This is a genomic window from Cupriavidus sp. FW306-1B-F12B (genome assembly GCF_058781795.1).
In genome coordinates this window covers 56,517-72,471 of sequence record NZ_JBYSXC010000022.1, presented here as the reverse complement: position 1 = coordinate 72,471, position 15,955 = coordinate 56,517, and the positions used below count along the sequence as shown (strand labels likewise).

At 69.2% G+C, this 15,955-nt stretch carries 14 protein-coding genes; 9 read left to right on the top strand and 5 right to left on the bottom strand.

What is annotated here, in order from left to right; translation table 11 throughout:
- The first annotated feature begins 105 nt into the window (after positions 1–105).
- Positions 106–1,626, top strand: coding sequence for an aldehyde dehydrogenase (adh, locus tag AC3WLE_RS28395; RefSeq protein WP_492317358.1), 1,521 nt, complete (start codon positions 106–108; stop codon positions 1,624–1,626).
- Between the two features lie 2 nt (positions 1,627–1,628).
- Positions 1,629–2,030, top strand: coding sequence for a DUF779 domain-containing protein (locus tag AC3WLE_RS28390; RefSeq protein WP_492357446.1), 402 nt, complete (start codon positions 1,629–1,631; stop codon positions 2,028–2,030).
- 96 nt (positions 2,031–2,126) lie between these two features.
- On the opposite strand, the gene AC3WLE_RS28385 is transcribed toward AC3WLE_RS28390, so the two are convergent.
- Together AC3WLE_RS28385 and AC3WLE_RS28380 are read right to left on the bottom strand one after the other, a co-directional pair.
- Positions 2,127–4,079, bottom strand: coding sequence for a sigma-54-dependent Fis family transcriptional regulator (locus tag AC3WLE_RS28385; RefSeq protein ID WP_492353067.1), 1,953 nt, complete (start codon positions 4,077–4,079; stop codon positions 2,127–2,129).
- A gap of 169 nt (positions 4,080–4,248) precedes the next feature.
- A complete protein-coding gene (locus AC3WLE_RS28380) occupies positions 4,249–4,491 on the bottom strand; it encodes a hypothetical protein (protein ID WP_010812795.1) in 243 nt (80 codons plus the stop codon).
- 190 nt (positions 4,492–4,681) lie between these two features.
- Here AC3WLE_RS28380 and AC3WLE_RS28375 point away from each other — a divergent pair, with 190 nt between their 5' ends.
- From AC3WLE_RS28375 to AC3WLE_RS28365, 3 genes are read left to right on the top strand one after another with little or no spacing between them, the layout of a single operon-like run.
- Positions 4,682–5,608, top strand: coding sequence for an alpha/beta hydrolase (locus tag AC3WLE_RS28375; protein ID WP_492317355.1), 927 nt, complete (start codon positions 4,682–4,684; stop codon positions 5,606–5,608).
- Between the two features lie 30 nt (positions 5,609–5,638).
- Positions 5,639–7,750, top strand: coding sequence for a penicillin-binding protein 1A (locus tag AC3WLE_RS28370; RefSeq protein WP_492356023.1), 2,112 nt, complete (start codon positions 5,639–5,641; stop codon positions 7,748–7,750).
- Between the two features lie 30 nt (positions 7,751–7,780).
- Entirely contained in the window at positions 7,781–9,034 is a 1,254-nt protein-coding gene (locus AC3WLE_RS28365; RefSeq protein ID WP_492340413.1) for an arsenic transporter, read from the top strand.
- Positions 9,035–9,043: 9 nt separating this feature from the next.
- Here the strand turns inward: AC3WLE_RS28365 and AC3WLE_RS28360 are convergent, their stop codons facing one another.
- The gene (locus AC3WLE_RS28360; protein ID WP_492317352.1) at positions 9,044–9,235 is read right to left on the bottom strand and encodes an arsenite efflux pump ArsB; all 192 of its coding nucleotides are present in this window, start codon (positions 9,233–9,235) and stop codon (positions 9,044–9,046) included.
- A 290-nt stretch (positions 9,236–9,525) separates the two neighbouring features.
- On the opposite strand from AC3WLE_RS28360, the gene folE reads away from it, so the two are divergent.
- Both folE and AC3WLE_RS28350 read left to right on the top strand, forming a co-directional pair.
- Positions 9,526–10,275, top strand: coding sequence for a GTP cyclohydrolase I (gene folE / locus AC3WLE_RS28355; RefSeq protein WP_456808873.1), 750 nt, complete (start codon positions 9,526–9,528; stop codon positions 10,273–10,275).
- Between the two features lie 45 nt (positions 10,276–10,320).
- Positions 10,321–10,764: a BLUF domain-containing protein gene (locus AC3WLE_RS28350; protein ID WP_010812789.1), complete on the top strand. Its 444-nt coding sequence runs from the start codon at positions 10,321–10,323 to the stop codon at positions 10,762–10,764.
- A 9-nt stretch (positions 10,765–10,773) separates the two neighbouring features.
- Here the strand turns inward: AC3WLE_RS28350 and AC3WLE_RS28345 are convergent, their stop codons facing one another.
- A complete protein-coding gene (locus AC3WLE_RS28345; RefSeq protein WP_492317350.1) occupies positions 10,774–11,028 on the bottom strand; it encodes a hypothetical protein in 255 nt (84 codons plus the stop codon).
- A gap of 180 nt (positions 11,029–11,208) precedes the next feature.
- The gene (locus tag AC3WLE_RS28340) at positions 11,209–11,373 is read right to left on the bottom strand and encodes an FmdB family zinc ribbon protein (RefSeq protein WP_010812787.1); all 165 of its coding nucleotides are present in this window, start codon (positions 11,371–11,373) and stop codon (positions 11,209–11,211) included.
- Between the two features lie 470 nt (positions 11,374–11,843).
- Here AC3WLE_RS28340 and AC3WLE_RS28335 point away from each other — a divergent pair, with 470 nt between their 5' ends.
- Together AC3WLE_RS28335 and AC3WLE_RS28330 are read left to right on the top strand one after the other, a co-directional pair.
- Positions 11,844–12,491 carry a response regulator gene (locus AC3WLE_RS28335; RefSeq protein ID WP_492317349.1) on the top strand — a complete coding sequence of 216 codons (648 nt, stop codon included), beginning with the start codon at positions 11,844–11,846 and terminating at the stop codon, positions 12,489–12,491.
- 17 nt (positions 12,492–12,508) lie between these two features.
- Positions 12,509–15,940, top strand: coding sequence for an ATP-binding protein (locus AC3WLE_RS28330; protein ID WP_492356024.1), 3,432 nt, complete (start codon positions 12,509–12,511; stop codon positions 15,938–15,940).
- The last annotated feature ends 15 nt before the right edge of the window (positions 15,941–15,955 follow it).

Genomic DNA, 15,955 nt, shown 5'->3' with positions numbered 1-15,955 from the left:
TTTTTCGTTCGATTCACGCCCCGGCACAGCTCTTGCGATCTGCCTGCCGTGCGCACGGCCGGAATGCCGTGACGACACCACAGAAATCTCTGAACGGAGCGAGACATGAACATGGCGGAAATCGCCCAGCTGGGCGTCAGCAACCCCTACAAGCAGCAGTACGAGAACTACATCGGCGGCGCCTGGGTGCCGCCCGCCGGCGGCGAGTACTTCGAATCGATCACGCCGATCACCGGCAAGCCGTTCACGCGCGTGCCGCGTTCCGGCCAGCAGGATGTCGACGCCGCGCTGGACGCCGCGCACGCCGCCAAGGCCGCGTGGGCTCGCACCTCGACCACCGAGCGCGCCAATATCCTGAACCGCATCGCCGACCGCATCGAGGCCAACCTGAAGCTGCTGGCCGTGGCCGAGAGCATCGACAACGGCAAGCCGGTGCGCGAGACCACCGCCGCCGACCTGCCGCTGGCGGTCGACCACTTCCGCTACTTTGCCGGCTGCATCCGTGCGCAGGAAGGCGGCATCTCCGAGATCGACGCCGACACCATTGCCTACCATTTCCATGAGCCGCTGGGCGTGGTCGGCCAGATCATCCCGTGGAACTTCCCGCTGCTGATGGCCACCTGGAAGCTGGCGCCGGCGCTGGCCGCCGGCAACTGCGTGGTGCTCAAGCCCGCGGAGCAGACGCCGGCCTCGATCCTGGTGCTGATGGAAGTGATCGGCGACCTGCTGCCGCCGGGCGTGGTCAACGTGATCAACGGCTTCGGGCTGGAAGCCGGCAAGCCGCTGGCATCGAGCCCCCGCATCAGCAAGGTGGCCTTTACCGGCGAGACCACCACCGGCCGGCTGATCATGCAGTACGCGTCGCAGAACCTGATCCCGGTGACGCTGGAACTGGGCGGCAAGTCGCCCAACATCTTCTTCGAGGATGTGCTGGCCGCCGACGACGCCTTCTTCGACAAGGCGCTGGAAGGCTTTGCCATGTTCGCGCTGAACCAGGGCGAGGTCTGCACCTGCCCGTCGCGCGCACTGATCCAGGAATCGATCTACGACCGCTTCATGGAGCGCGCGCTCAAGCGCGTGGCCGCGATCCGCCAAGGCCATCCGCTCGACACCGGCACCATGATCGGCGCGCAGGCGTCCGCCGAACAGCTGGAGAAGATCCTGTCGTACATCGACCTGGGCCGCAAGGAAGGCGCGCAGTGCCTCACCGGCGGCGAGCGCAACGTGCTGGACGGCGACCTCGCGGGCGGCTACTACGTCAAGCCGACCGTGTTCGCCGGCCACAACAAGATGCGCATCTTCCAGGAAGAGATCTTCGGGCCGGTGGTATCGGTGACCACCTTCAAGGATGAGGAAGAGGCGCTGGCCATCGCCAATGACACGCTCTACGGGCTCGGCGCGGGTGTCTGGACACGCGACGGGGCGCGCGCATTCCGCATGGGCCGCGGCATCCAGGCAGGGCGCGTGTGGACCAACTGCTACCACGCCTACCCCGCGCATGCGGCATTCGGGGGCTACAAGCAGTCCGGCATCGGCCGCGAGAACCATCGCATGATGCTCGACCACTACCAGCAGACCAAGAACCTGCTGGTGAGCTACAGCCCCAACGCGCTCGGGTTCTTCTGACCATGGCGGGCTCGACGTCCGCTCCCGCCACCGCGCCGGTCGCACGCGTGGTGGCAACCCCGGCCGCGCTCGCGCTGATCGCGGAACTGGCCGCGCGGCATGGCACGCTGATGTTCCATCAGTCCGGCGGCTGCTGCGACGGCAGCGCGCCGATGTGCTACCCCGCCGGCGAACTGCTGGTGGGGCAAGCCGATGTCTGCCTGGGCGAGATCAGCGGCGCGCAGTTCTACATGACGCGGGCGCAGTTCGAGTACTGGCAGCACACGCGGCTGGTGATCGATGTGGTGCCGGGTGCGGGCGGGATGTTCTCGCTGGAGGGACGGACGGGGAAGCGGTTCCTGACCCGGTCGGAGCTGTTCAGCGATGAAGAGGCCGCGTGGCTCGCGGCGCAGCCGGGGTTGTGAGGATGATTGCTTGCTGATGTCGGTAGTTGCTTGCCGACGGAGTGCTCCCTCTCCCGCAAGCGGGAGAGGGAGCAAACAAGCAGGATAGGAAGTCCTTCAGCGCTCCGCTTCCTCGCCGCCTTCCAACCCCTCCCTCAACCTCCGATAGATCGTATTGCGCGACACCCCCAGCTCACGCGCCGCGTGGCTGACATTGCCGCCGTGCCTGGCGAGCGCCTGTCGGATCAGGCCTGCTTCCCAGTCGCGCATGCGGGCGGACTTTGATGGCGCCGGCGCCTGCACGGCAGCCGCCGCGTCACAGCGCTCCGCCTCATCGCCGCACTCCTGCTCAAACCCTTCCGGCAGGTGTTCCACCCCGATCTCCACCTCCCCTTCGGCCAGGATCGCCGCGGTGCGCAGCACGTTGGCAAGCTGCCGGATATTGCCCGGCCACGGGTGCCGGCGCAGCAGCGCCAGCACCTGCGCGTCGACATGCACCGGGGACGGCAGGCCGGCTTCTTCGCACTGCCGCTGCAGGATGCGATCGACCAGCAGCGGCAGGTCGCTGCGCTCGCATAGCGGCGGCAGGGTCACGGCCAGCGCATTGATGCGGTAGTACAGGTCTTCGCGGAAAGCGCCATCGGCAATCATCGCGCGCAGGTCGCGGTGGGTGGCGCAGACCACGCGCACATCGACCGGCAGCGCGCGAGCGCTGCCCAACGGGGTGACCGCGCGCTCCTGCAGCACGCGCATCAGCCGCACCTGCTGTGCCAGCGGCATGTCGCCGATCTCGTCCAGGAACAGCGTGCCGCCGTGTGCCTGCACGACCTTGCCCTCGCTGCCGCGGCGACGCGCGCCGGTGAAGGCGCCTTCTTCATAGCCGAACAGTTCGGCCTCGATCAGCGATTCGGGGATGGCCGCGCAGTTGACCGCGACGAAAGGCCCGCCGGCGCGCGGCGAGGCGGCGTGGATGGCGCGCGCCAGCCACTCCTTGCCGGTGCCGGTGCGGCCCTGGACCAGGATGGTGATATCGCGCCCGCTGACCTTGCGCACGCGGCGCAGCACCGCGGCCACGGCGGCGTCGCCGGTATCGAGCGCGGCCAGTGCCGGCGGCAGCGGGTCTTCGGCGCTGGGCTGGCGCACCGCGATGGGCGCGGCCAGGTATTCGATGCGGGCAAACACCTGCACCCGGCTGGGCAGCGTCAGCGTCTGCAGCGACCCCGCCGCGCCGCTGCGCACCTGCATCGCCACGCGCACGGGCTGGCCGAACAGCCCGGCAAAACTGGCCGCCGCCAGCGCGTGCGGGGCCAGCCCCAGCTGGAACAGGCCGCTGCGGTTGGCAGCCAGGAAGGCGCCGTCGGGCGAGAACGCCGCCATGCCCTCGAACAGCGTGCCGACGAACTCGGGCCGCGCATGGAAGCGCACCAGCAGCGCGTCCGGGAAGTGGTTCGCAAACAGGTGGTTCTCGATCATCTGCGCCGACATCCGCACCAGCGCCATGGTGTGCCGGTGGAAGCCGCGATGATCGCCGCTGACATCGAGCGCGCCCAGGATGGCACCGGTCGGGCTGGCGATCGGGGCGCAGGAGCAGGTCAGCTGGTGGTTGGACTCGAGGAAATGCTCGCTGGCGTGGATCAGGGTGGGACGGGCCTCGGCCAGTGCGGTGCCGATGGCATTGGTGCCCTTGCTCGGCTCCGACCACGATACCCCCGGTGCCAGCGCCACGCGCCGCGCCCGCGCGACGAATTCGCCGTCGCCCAGGCTGTGCAGGATCACTCCGCTGCTGTCGGTCAGCAGCACCATGCTGTCGGTATTGGCGATCTGCGCGTGCAGGGTCTCCATCACCGGCAAGGCATGGCGGTACAGGTCGCGGCTGGCGTCCACCAGCTCACCCAGCGCGCGCGGGCTGACGGCATCGAAGCCGGGCGCATGGCGCACATCCAGCCCGAAGCCGGCCGAACGCGCATGCGCGCGGGCGATCAGGCCAGCGCGGTCGGCATCGGCCGGGTCGACATGGGCAGCCTGGCGGGCAACATCGGAAAGCGCAGCGGGATGGGCGGCACGGTGCATGGCGGCGGGTCTCCTGTATCAGCAGGCGGCGCGCGTCGCGGCCGCTGCCTGCCGTCCCGTGGCGCGTGCCGTGCAGCTCAGGTGCGGCGGCAGGCCGGGCGGCTGTAGTCCGGCAACCTTATCACAGGCTCCCGGCCATGTATTGCCCCCGCGCCATGCCGGGCCGGGGTCAGCGTTTTTCGTCGAGCAGGTCGTTCAGGATCTCGTCGAAGGTGGCCTGGGCATCTTCCAGCGCCTGCAGCGCCGCATCGAACGTCTGCAGCGCAAGCTTGGATGGCTTGCCGCTGCCCTGCGGCGGATAGTGGGCCTGCAAGGCGGTGAAGGCCACCTGCACCTGCCGCGTGGCCGCGACCACGCGCTCCATCGCCTGCGCCTCTTCGGCGCGGTATTGCTCGTGTTTCTGCTCGCTCATGCCTGTTTGCTCCGTATGCGCGCCGTCTCGGGAGGGGGTGCGCGCGCGTGAATGAGGTATATCGTACAAGAACTGCGCCGGCCGGCTTGCGCTACACGCTCGCGCCTGACAAAAATGAGGTAGGCTGCGCGGCTGGGCGGCAAGGCCGGCGCTGGTGCGCCTCGCCTGGCAGCGACACTGAAGACTAGCCATGCCATTGATCACCCGCCGTACGCTGGCAGCCGCGCTGATGACTGCCAGTGGCTTCGCCTGCTACTGGACCTACCTGACGCTCAACCAGGAGCGGCTGCTGTTCGATGCGCGCCGGCGTCCGCCGCGCGACCTGCCCGACGGCATCATTGGCTACTCGCACCTGATCCCCGGCGGCGTGGTGCGCGGCTACATCTACCATAGCCCCGGCGACAACGTGCGCGACCTACTGTTCTACCTGCCCGGGCGTGGCGAGGATGTGCTCGAAACGCTGCAGTACGCGCGCTGGCTGCCCGCCGGCATGGCCTTCGCCACCTATGACTACCGCGGCCTGGGACACTCCGACGGCCTGCCGTCCGAGGGCGCCGCAGTGGCCGACGCCAGCCAGTTCCTGCTGCATGCGCGGCGTGTCTTCCCCGACACCCGCGTGCATGTGGTGGGGCGCAGCCTGGGCACCGGCGTCGCGATCCAGCTGGCGGACCTGCAGGACTTCGACAGCCTGCAACTGATCACGCCCTACGACTCGCTGCTTGAACTGGTGCGCAAGCGCTTCCCGCTGGTGCCGCTGCGCCAGCTGATGCGCCACCATTTCGATTCGATCTCGCATTGCAAGAAGGTCGTGCAGAGCACCAAGGTGCTGCTGGCCGAGACCGATGAAGTCGTGCCCCATGAATGCTCGGAGCGGCTCATGGCCGCCTGGCCCGGCCCGGTGGCGCTGCAGACCGTGCCAGCCACGAATCACTTCACCATTATCGAACGCGAGGAAACCTGGCTGGCGCTGTGCGAATTTGCCCGGCATCACGGCCAGGCCAGGCTGCGCGTGGCTACGGCCCAGCCCGCCCCGCCTACCCCGCCGGCCACCACCGGCACGCCGCCCATCGATCATGACGAGCTCGGCAACCCGTTGCCGCTGGCGGCCAGCCGCTAAGGTCAGTCAGGCAGCGGGTAAAATGCGCGCATGAAAAAAATCGCAGTCAAGGCAGGCGGTGCCGTACTGGCGCTGGCTGCAGCCGGTGCCTTGCTTGCCGGCTTTGCCGCGGTGGTAAGCCTGCGGCAGCTTCCCCCAGTCGACGCCCTGCGCGACTACCGGCCCGACGTGCCCCTGCGGATCTACACCAGCGACAACGTGCAGATCGGCGAGTTCGGCAGCGAGCACCGCGAGTTCATCCCCTTCGGGCAGATGCCGTCGCGCATGGTCCAGGCGCTGCTGGCAGCCGAGGACGACCAGTTCTACGAGCACGAGGGTGTCGACATGCCCGGCGTGCTGCGCGCCGCGCTGGCCAACCTGGGCCAGGGCTATGCGCAGGGCGCGTCCACCATCACCATGCAGGTGGCGCGCAATTTCTACCTGTCGCGCGAGAAGACGCTGGCGCGCAAGTGGTATGAAATGCTGCTGGCCTGGCGCATCGACCAGACCCTGCCCAAGGACCGCATCCTTGAGCTGTACATGAACCAGGTCTACCTGGGCGAGCATGCCTACGGCTTCGGCAGCGCCGCGCATGCGTACTTCGGCAAGCCGCTGGCGTCGTTGTCGCTAGCCGAGACGGCGATGCTGGCGGGGCTGCCCAAGGCCCCCTCGTCCATCAACCCGGTGGTCAACTTCGCGCGCGCCAAGCGGCGCCAGGAATATGTGCTGGGCCGCATGCTGGCGCTGGGCATGATCAGCCAGGACGACTACCGCGAGGCCCGCGCCGCGCGCCTGGCGGTCTCCGACGACAGCCCCGGCAGCTTTGCCGGGCATGCCGAGTACGTGGCCGAACTCGCGCGCCAGCTGGCGCGCGAGCGCTTTGGCGACGAGGCCTACACGCGCGGCCTGAACGTCTACACCACGGTGTCGTCGGTGCGCCAGACGCTGGCCTACGATGCGGTGCACGGCGGGTTGGAAGGCTACGCGCGGCGCCACCGCAAGTTCGTCAAGGACCTGCCGCAGGGCCCGCAGGGTGCGCTGGTATCGCTGGACAGCGCCACCGGCGCGATCGAGGCGATGGTGGGCGGCGCCGACTTTGCCACCAGCCGCTTCAACCACGCCACCCAGGCGCAGCGCCAGCCGGGCTCGACCTTCAAGCCCTTCGTCTATGCGGCGGCACTGGAGCGCGGCGTGTCGCCCGGCACGCTGATCAACGACGCGCCGCTGCCCAATGGTTCGCGCTGGCAGCCGTCCAATGACGACGGGCGCTTTGTCGGCCCCATCACCGTGCGCCAGGCGCTGGCCGAATCGCGCAATCTGCCGGCGATCCGCACACTGCAGGCGATCGGCATCCCGTACACGGTGGAGTTCGCCAGCCGCTTCGGCTTCGCGCCCAGGCGGCTGCCGCGCTACCTGCCGCTGGCACTGGGCACCGGCACCACTTCGCCGCTGCGCCTGGCCGCGGCCTATGGCGTTTTTGCCAACGGCGGCCACCGCATCGAGCCCTACCTGATCGCGCGCATCACCGACAGCGAGGGCAAGGTGCTGTTCTCTGCCGAGCCGGACGACGCCGCGGACAGCCCGGCCCCGCCGCGCGTGATCAGCGCCCGCAACGCCTTTGTCATGGACAGCCTGCTGCGCAGCGTGGTCGACGACGGCACCGGCGCCGGCGTGCGCCGCTACCTGCGCCGCGCCGACGTGGCCGGCAAGACCGGCACCACCAACGACTCGGTCGACGGCTGGTTCGCGGGCTACGCCGGCGGCGTCGTCACGGTGGCGTGGATGGGCTACGACGACAACCGCAGCCTGGGCGAGCATGAATTCGGCGCCACCACCGCGCTGCCGGTGTGGGCCGCCTATATGGAGGGCCGCCTTGCGGGCGCGCCCGTGCCTGAAGCCGAAGCGCCCGCCGGCGTGGTCCGCGTGGGCGATGACTGGATGTACGCGGAGTATGCCGATGGCAGCCACGGCATCGCCGCTATCGGCTTCCCGCCGCCGGCACCCGCGGCGGCGCCGGTGGTCGATCCGGTCGCCAGCAACCTCGGCGGGACCGCGGCCCCGGCCCCGGCTGCCCCCGCGCCGACACCCGTCACCAGCGAGGCAACTGGCCTGCCGGCGCCCGGCGCTGCCACGCCGGCCGTCCCCGCGGACGCCAGGCTGTAGACTTCCGGCTTTCCACTGTCCCCGATCCCGATGTCCAGCCACGCCCCGCTGCTGATCTGGTCGGTCGCCGCGCTGACCACGGCCGGCGTCCTGTTCCGCCCGTTCCGCCTGCCCGAAGCCTTCTGGGCCGCCGCCGGCGCCCTGCTGCTGTGCGTCACCGGCCTGATGACGCTGCCCGACGCGCTGGCGGCAGTGCTGCGCGGCTACGACGTGTACCTGTTTCTCGCGGGCATGATGCTGGTCTCAGAGCTGGCCCGCAAGACCGGGCTGTTCGACCACGTCGCCGCGCTCGCCGTGCGCCGGGCGCGCGGCTCGGCGCCGCGGCTGTTTCTGCTGGTGTACGGCTTCGGCACGCTGGTGACGGCCTTCATGTCCAACGACGCCACCGCCGTGGTGCTGACGCCCGCGGTGCTGGCCGCCACCCGCGCCGCGCGGGTCCGGCATCCGCTGCCCTACCTGTACGCGTGCGCCTTCATCGCCAATGCCGCCAGCTTCGTGCTGCCGATCTCCAACCCGGCCAACCTGGTCATCTTCGGCGAACGCATGCCGCCGCTGGCGGGCTGGCTGGCGAGCTTCGCGCTGCCGTCGCTGGCCGCGGTGCTGGCCACGCTGGCAGCGCTGTGGTGGACCCAGCGCGCGGCACTGGCCGAGCCCATCGAACATGACGTGCCGGTGCCGCCGCTGTCGCCGCAGGCCCGGCTGACCGCGCTGGGCATCGTGCTGACCGGCCTGATCCTGCTGGTGGCCTCGCTGCGCGGCAACGACCTGGGCTGGCCGACCTGCGCGGCGGGCGTGGCCACGCTGCTGCTGGTCTGCGCGACCCGGCGCGAGTTGCTGGTGCCGGCGCTGCGCGAGGTGTCATGGGGGGTGTTGCCGATGGTGGCGGGGCTGTTCGTGCTGGTCGCGGCACTGGAGCAGACCGTGGTGATCGGCCAGCTGGCCGATGCCGTCGCAGCGGCGTCGCGCGACGGCGGCGCGCTGGCCCTGCTGGGCGTGGGCGCGGTGGTGGCGCTGGCGGGCAATATCGCCAACAACCTGCCGGCCGGCCTGATCGCCGCCTCGGCGCTGGCGGGTGGAAATGCCTCGCATGCCGTGACTGGTGCCGTGCTGGTCGGCATTGACCTTGGCCCCAACCTGTCCGTCACCGGCTCGCTGGCCACGCTGCTGTGGCTCACGGCGCTGCGACGCGAAGGGCATATGGTCAGCGCCGGCCAGTTCCTGCGCGTGGGGGCCGTGGTGATGCCGGCAGCGATGCTGCCGGCACTGGCGCTCTTGCTTCTTTGAACAGCTGGCTCAGCTGGTGGCGGCGTCATTGGCCGCGGGGATGTCGGCGGGCTGCAGCAGGGACCGGCGCAGGCCGGTCGCGCCATGGCGCACGGCACTGGCGTGGTGTTCCGCCACGCCAGTTTCCACCGGCGTGGCCGGCAGCGGCACTGTGACCACATGGAGCAGCATCAGGCTGCTGCACGGAAAGGCAATCGGCATGATGACGTTATTCCCGACAAAGAGTCAGGCCGCGCTGCAGCGGCCGGGTGCCGGCGGCTTTATGGCGGGCTGCCTGGCGTTGTGCAGACATTATGTGCGCTTGTCGGCGTTGTGCGGCGCGGGCTTTAGCGATGTCATGAACTATTCACGGAGCAATGCCGGCTTGTGGCGTAATCGGCCCACCGCGCCGCAACTTGCCATGCCCCGCGCGGGTTGTGAGGCCACGGCATCTGCCATATAGTGAATCCGGCACACCCGCTGCGCAGTCATCCATCCCACCACGCATAACCATGACCAGCAAGGACGCGGCGCACCGCGCGAAGGACAGCAACGCCGGCGACGATGCCGGCCACCCCCACGCCCACAGCGTCTCGGCCCGCATCCGCGCACGGCTGGAGGCCGCGCAGGAGCGCTTCCACGCCAACGACAATATTGCGCACTACATCGAGCCGGGCGAGATGGAGCAGCTGCAGGCCGAAGTGCAGGCGCGCCTGGAAGACGTGCTGCGCGCGCTGGTGATCGACGTCGACAACGACCACAACACCCAGGAAACTGCGCGCCGCGTCGCCAAGATGTACCTGAAGGAGATCTTCGCCGGCCGCTACGCCAAGGCCCCGCCGGTGACCGAGTTCCCCAACGTCGGCCAGCTCAACGAACTGATGATCGTCGGCCCGCTGCGCGTGCGCAGTGCCTGCTCGCATCACCTGTGCCCGATCATCGGCAAGCTGTGGGTAGGGGTGATGCCGAACCAGCATTCCAACCTGATCGGCCTGTCCAAGTACGCGCGCCTGGCCGAATGGATCATGTGCCGGCCGCAGATCCAGGAAGAGGCGGTGGCACAGGTCGCCGACCTGCTGCAGGAAAAGATGAATCCCGACGGCCTCGCCATCGTGATGGAGGCCGAGCACTTCTGCATGCACTGGCGCGGCGTGCGCGACACCGATGCCAAGATGACCAACAGCGTGATGCGCGGCTCGTTCCTGAAGGACGACAGCCTGCGCCGCGAGTTCCTCACGCTGCTGAACCACAACCGCGGCTAGGCCGCACGCCCCGCCCACCAGCCGCCACAACCGAGCGCCACGACCATGCTAGTCCGCCTGCTCTATGCCAGCCGTGCCCGCCAGGCCATCGACGCCGCCCTGCTCGACGCCATCCTGGCCACCAGCCTGGAACGCAATCCGCGCCACGGCATCACCGGGGTGCTGTGCCACGGCAACGGCATCTTCCTGCAGGCGCTGGAAGGCGACCGCCAGGACGTATCACAGCTGTTCCAGGCGATCGCACGCGACCCGCGCCACCACGACGTGACCCTGCTGCATTTCGAGGAAACCTGCACGCGCGACTTTGCCGGCTGGGCGATGGGCCAGGTCAATGCGGCGCGCATCAACACCGCCACCCTGCTCAAGTTCTCGGCGCGCGCCGAACTGGATCCGTACCGCACCTGCGGTGCGGCGTCGCTGGCGTTGCTCAAGGAGCTGATCGCCGGCGCGTCAGTGGTGTCGCGCACCGGCGAACGCGGACGGCACTGAGCCGCGCCGTCAGGCCGTCACCTGGCCGAACAGGCCGCACTCCAGGTCGCTCTCGAATTCCTCGACCCAGACCGAATCGGGGCCTGCCTCGTAGATACTGGTCTTGTCCGTGCCGACCCGGCGCACGCTGATGCGCCGCACCCCGGCCTCGCGGCTTTCCTCGAAAATCTCGAACATCTCGGCCGCAAGCCCGACATGTCTGCATACCTGCAGGACCTGTTGCTGCTCGTCGGCGGGAAATTCGGTGAACGGTCTCGTTGCCATGGCATCCTCCGTCAAGGTTGAGATCGCCGCTTGCGCGCAGCGCTAACGCACGTGGTGCACGGGCACCACGCCTGGAAAGACATGCCGCGGCCGTCGGCCGGCGGCACACCCGCGCGGCCGCCGCACAAGTGCGGCGGGCCGCAAACCCTCCTGGGAGGTAGTTGTTCGGACTCAGCGGACTCAGCTCTTGCGCTGGGTCACTGCCACGAACGGGGCCGGTGCGTGCTGGACGGACTGGCTGCCGCAGTTCGGGCAGTTCGGATGGGCAGAGGCGTGTTCTGCGAGATGCTCGGTTTTCTCGAACATATGGCCGCACTTCTCGCAGCGATATTGGTAGACGGGCATGGCGTTCCCCAACGCGGTGCACGCGCCGCGGGGCGCGTGTCAGCTTCATTCTAGGACAGCGGTCCGCGCCCCGAAGCGTGAAAGTTCGCGCCGCCCGGAGCCGGCGCGTTGCGCGCACGCGGCGAAGTCACCGCGAATTCACTTTCTCTCCCCGTGCTCCTGCCTGCCGCTACGTGAATGCGTCTTCCGCCACGCATTGACATGAGGCAAATAGCTGGTCGCGCTCACCGCGGAACAAGCGCCGCAATGCTGCGCAAACCCAGGTCAAACATCGCGGCATGGCGCTGTTCAATGGGCAGGTCACGCATTTGCCGAACTGGCCGTGTCCATGCCCGCCTCATGCAAGTTCCCTGAACTAGCAGAATTACGATTCAATGGGTCGCGGAACATAGCCAGAATTTCGGATTTGTGGTGGCGCAATCGCCCAGTGCAACCGGCGTGTACCGGTTGCCGCCCATCCGGAGATAGCTATGTACGACGGAGTCTTGCGTGTCGCCCTGGCGGACGACCACCCGCTGGTCGTGGCCGCCCTGCGCGACTGCCTGCAGCGCAGCGGCAGCGTCCAGATCAGCTGCGAATGCCGCAACGGCACCGAGTTGCTCGGCGCGCTGGACCAGCATCCCGCCGATATCGCCATCACCGATTTCTGCATGGGCCACGGCGATACCTCGCTGGACGGCTTCAACCTGCTGGGCCGCCTGGCACGCCGCCATCCGCTGACGCGCGTGGTGGTGATCAGCGCCCAGTCCAATCCCGCCATCATCCGCCGCTCCATGAAGCTTGGCGTGCGCGCCTTCGTCAGCAAGGAAGACCACCTGGACGAGGTCGTGCGCGCCTGCATTCACGTCGCATCCAGCGGCAGCTGCTTCTATTCGCCTGCGGTGCACGCCATCCTGCAACACGCCACGCTCGCCGGTGCACCGGCCACCGAACTGACGCAGCGCGAACTGGAAGTGATCCGGCTCTATGCGCAGGGCCTGCAGCTGACCGACATCGCCGGCAAGCTCGGCCGCTCGGTCAGCACAATCTCCAGCCAGAAGACCGTGGCCATGCGCAAGCTGGGAGTGCAGACCAATACCGGGCTGATCCGCTACGCCTATGAAAACCGCCTGATCTGACATGGCCGGACCCGCCGATGCAGCAAACCGTCGACCGTACCCGTGAAACCCTGGCCAGCGCCTTCGATGCGCTTGCCGACAATGCGCGCCGCCAGCAACACCTGTATTCAGCGACCATCGCGGTGCTGATCGCCATCGTGCTGTTCTCGGGCGTGCTGCTTGCCGGCCTGGCCACGGAACAGCACCTGGACTACCGGCGCAGCGACGTCTCGCGGTACGCCAGCTCGGTCTCGCAGTTGCTGCACAACGAGTCCTCGTTCCTGCGGCGCACCGTGCTGGGCATCCGCTACAACCTGGATGCGCCCGCACCGGAGCCGTCGCGCGATGCCGGCTTCGGGGCCTTCCGGCGCACCGGCACCGCCAGCCTCCACGTCGATGCCGTGCGCAAGGACTATCACCTGCTTGCCACCGAGGCAACGCGGCAGGGCTGGGGCGCCGGGCTGCCGGCGCAGTACGTGCGGCTGCGGCAGATTGCCCTGGCTGCGGTGGCCACCCAACAGGCGTTCGATCTCGACCACGGGGCCTACGCGGTCGCGCTGAACGAAGACAGCGCCGTGGTCATCAGCCAGCCCGAGGCCGGCGCGCCACCGCTCGCGCTCGACCCGGCGCTGATCCCGCTGCTGCGCACATGGCTGACCCAGGCGCTGCTGGAGCGCAGCGGCCGCAGCGTGCCGGCGCGCGACCAGCAGGTCTGGGTGGGTCCGCTGCGCCACCCGGTGGACGACACCCCGGTCATGGTGCTGGCCGGCGCCGCCTATGCCGGCGACACGCCCACCATGCTGGTGGCCGCCTGCGTGCCCCTGCACGCCTTCCTGGCCGACTTGCAGCGCGCGGAGGATCCGGCGCTGCTGGCACTGCTCAATCCAGCCGGTCAGGTCATCGATGTATCGCCGCGCGACTGGCCGGCAACCTCGGCCAGCGTCCACGATGTGGCAGCCGGCACGCGCCTGCTGTCGCACAGCATGCTGGATGTCACGCCATCGGGCATGCGGCTGGTGCAGCCGCTGCCGGCAGGCTTCGGGCAGCTGGTCTACCACCTGCCGTATCGCATGCTGGGCACGGCGCTGGCAGCGGAGCTGGCCGTGATCGCCGGCGCCATGCTGCTGCTGACCGGCGCCATCGGGCTGGCCGCGCGCCACTGGAGCCGGCACCTGCTGCGGCGTACGCACGCCGAAGCCTCGCGTGCGCTGGAAAGCGAGCTGATGAACCAGGTGCTGGTCAATGCCACGCCGATCGGCCTGTGCATCGTGCGCCAGCACGACTACGCCGTCCTGACGTCGAACCCGCTGGCCGGCGTACTGCTGCAATGGCAGCCCCATGGGCACCTGCCCGATGCGGTAGCGGAGGCATTCAAAAGACAGCCATGCGGTGGCGGCAGCGGGCAAGCGTCCATTTCCAGCTTTACCGTCGCGGCACCGCCGCGCGCGCCGGCGGATGAGCCACCCGGCCACGGCGACGCCACCCAGCACTTCCTGCAAATCACCTACGCGCCGGCGCGCTACCGCGATGAGGCAGTGCTGTTCTGCGCCGTGCAGGACTGCACTGCGCAGCAGGCACTGCAAGAGCAGCTGCGCTCCGCCCAGCAGACCACCGAGGCGATGATGCGCGCACGCTCGACCTTCTTCGCCGCGATGAGCCACGAGATCCGTACGCCGCTGAATGCATTGCTGGGCAACCTGGAACTGCTCGCGCGCGGCAGCGGCCTGGCTGCACATGCGGCCCGGCTCAGGGCGCTGGACAGCGCCGCCGAGGCGCTGCGCCGGATCGTCAACGATGTGCTGGATTTTTCCAAGATCGATGCCGGCAAGCTCAGGCTGGTCAACGCGCCCTTCCGCCCCGTCGAGGCGCTGGAAAGCGTGGCGCTGACCCATGCGCCGATGGTGGCCGGCCGTCCCATCCGCTTCCACCTGCAGCTGTCGCCATCGCTGGATGCTGAGGTCACAGGCGACCGCATGCGCCTGGCGCAGGTGTTCAACAACCTGCTGAGCAACGCCTTCAAGTTCACTGCCAGCGGCCGCATCACCTTAAGCGGCGAGCTGCGCCAGGACCACCACGGCACGCAGCGGCTGGTCTGCCGCGTCAGCGATTCCGGCATCGGCATGCCGCCGTCGCTGGCGGCGCGCGTGTTCCAGCCCTTCGTGCAGGGCGATGCCGCAACTGCCAGCCGCTACGGCGGCACTGGCCTGGGCTTGTCGATCTGCGCCCGCCTGTGCGAGCTGATGGGCGGCAGCATCAGCGTGGACAGTGTGCCGGACGTGGGCAGCGCGTTCACGGTCTCGGTGCCGCTGGCCCCGGCCGCTGGCACGCCGCTGCCGCCGGTCCCGCCCGCCGCGGCGCAGTGCGGCGACGTGGTGGTGCTGTGCCAGCACATGCGTACCGGCGAGGCCCTGGCCGCGTGGCTCGCCACGGCAGGCTGGCGTGCCGATGTGCTGGCATCGCAGGCGGCCGCGCTGGCGTCTTTCCAGGTCAAGGTGCCACGCGTTATCGTCGCCACGGAAGAGTACCCCCTGGCCGCACTGGCCGGCCTGCGCGATGCGGCGAAGGTCCCGGTCGTGTGGGTGACGCAGGAGGGCCCGCATCGGCCACGCCAGTGCGCCCCCGGCATGCACGAAGTCACGGCCTACAGCCACCGCGCGCTGCTCGACTGCGTGGCCCAGGCGGCCGAAGGCGCCACGCCGGCGCTTGCGACGGCAGACGCCAGCGCGCCGGCGGCGCAGGCACTCCCGGCATCGGCCGCGGCGCCGCTGACGATCCTTGTCGCCGAGGACAATGCGCTGAACCAGACCCTGATCGCCGAACAGCTGCAGGCACTTGGCTGCCACCCGATCGTTGCAGGCAACGGCAAGCAGGCACTGGCGGCGCTGGAGAGCACGCACATCGACGCCGTGCTGACCGATATCCAAATGCCAGTCATGGACGGCCATGCGCTGCTGCGCGCGGTGCGCGCGCAGCGTCCCGACATGCCGGTACTGGCCTTCAGCGCATTCACTGGCAGCGAGCCATGCGCAGACTGGCGCCTGCGCGGCTTTTCCGGCTTTGTCGCCAAGCCGGCGTCGTTGCAGGACCTGCAGGCGTGCCTGCATGGCCTGCCCGGTCGCAGGGATGCCGCGGCCCCGCCCCCTGGCACCAATGACGATCCGGCTGCGGCTTCGCAGGCCGAAGCTGCTGATCGCCGCCGCTACGAAGCCATGCTGCGCCGGCAGCTGCAGCAAGACCTGCCAGCATTGGCGCACATCATTGCGCAGCAGGACCTGCCGGCATTGCGGCACTGGGCCCATGCCGCGGCCGGCGCCTTCATGATCGTGCGCCGCCAGCCCATCTTCGAGGCATGCCTGGCACTGGAAGCACTGTGTGACGCAGCGCAGGCGTGGACCCCGGCCGCGGCAGCCGCGGCCGAAGCCCTGCTTGAACGGCTGGGCGGCTATGCACAGGCCGCCGCAGCGGAATAGCGCACGCGGCGCGCT

Coding starts and splice junctions, on each gene's coding strand:
- adh (WP_492317358.1), top strand. CDS start 106: ATGAACATGGCGGAAATCGCCCAGCTGGGCGTCAGCAACCCCTACAAG.
- AC3WLE_RS28390 (WP_492357446.1), top strand. CDS start 1,629: ATGGCGGGCTCGACGTCCGCTCCCGCCACCGCGCCGGTCGCACGCGTG.
- AC3WLE_RS28385 (WP_492353067.1), bottom strand. CDS start 4,079: ATGCACCGTGCCGCCCATCCCGCTGCGCTTTCCGATGTTGCCCGCCAG.
- AC3WLE_RS28380 (WP_010812795.1), bottom strand. CDS start 4,491: ATGAGCGAGCAGAAACACGAGCAATACCGCGCCGAAGAGGCGCAGGCG.
- AC3WLE_RS28375 (WP_492317355.1), top strand. CDS start 4,682: ATGCCATTGATCACCCGCCGTACGCTGGCAGCCGCGCTGATGACTGCC.
- AC3WLE_RS28370 (WP_492356023.1), top strand. CDS start 5,639: ATGAAAAAAATCGCAGTCAAGGCAGGCGGTGCCGTACTGGCGCTGGCT.
- AC3WLE_RS28365 (WP_492340413.1), top strand. CDS start 7,781: ATGTCCAGCCACGCCCCGCTGCTGATCTGGTCGGTCGCCGCGCTGACC.
- AC3WLE_RS28360 (WP_492317352.1), bottom strand. CDS start 9,235: ATGCCGATTGCCTTTCCGTGCAGCAGCCTGATGCTGCTCCATGTGGTC.
- folE (WP_456808873.1), top strand. CDS start 9,526: ATGACCAGCAAGGACGCGGCGCACCGCGCGAAGGACAGCAACGCCGGC.
- AC3WLE_RS28350 (WP_010812789.1), top strand. CDS start 10,321: ATGCTAGTCCGCCTGCTCTATGCCAGCCGTGCCCGCCAGGCCATCGAC.
- AC3WLE_RS28345 (WP_492317350.1), bottom strand. CDS start 11,028: ATGGCAACGAGACCGTTCACCGAATTTCCCGCCGACGAGCAGCAACAG.
- AC3WLE_RS28340 (WP_010812787.1), bottom strand. CDS start 11,373: ATGCCCGTCTACCAATATCGCTGCGAGAAGTGCGGCCATATGTTCGAG.
- AC3WLE_RS28335 (WP_492317349.1), top strand. CDS start 11,844: ATGTACGACGGAGTCTTGCGTGTCGCCCTGGCGGACGACCACCCGCTG.
- AC3WLE_RS28330 (WP_492356024.1), top strand. CDS start 12,509: ATGCAGCAAACCGTCGACCGTACCCGTGAAACCCTGGCCAGCGCCTTC.